This is a genomic window from Aquirufa sp. ROCK-SH2 (assembly GCF_054558315.1).
Map to the genome: position 1 here is coordinate 1 of NZ_JBPXKB010000018.1, position 420 is coordinate 420.

1 protein-coding gene is annotated in these 420 nt (G+C 42.1%); it reads right to left on the reverse strand.

All coding sequences use genetic code 11. The features are described from left to right. Positions 1-420: MBG domain-containing protein (locus tag V7S79_RS12225; protein ID WP_459490879.1), on the reverse strand; the 420-nt coding region annotated here is incomplete at both ends.

Here is a 420-nt window from a genome sequence, read left to right on the forward strand (position 1 = left end):
TTGAACTAGCGCTGTAAGTCGTTGAACCTGTTCCTTCGTAAGAATAAGTAACAGCTCCAGATGATCCTGTAGTAGTTGAAGTACTTGGGCCTTGTGCACTACCTGAATAAGTAAAGCTTGTGCTTCCAGTTACGGTTACAGTTGAACTCGCCTTGTTAATAGTAAAGGCATAGTCAGCTGATGTTGCTCCTTCGTAATTCGAATCAGCTGCTAGAGTTGCAACTACCTTGTACGTTCCTGCATTTGTTGGTGCAGTTGAACTTGCAGCATAAGTCGTTGAACCTGTTCCTTCATAAGAATAAGTAACAGCTCCAGATGATCCTGTAGTAGTTGAAGTACTTGGACCTTGTGCACTACCTGAATAGGTATATGTCGTAGAGCCTGTTACTGTTACAGATGAACTCGCCTTGTTAATAGTAA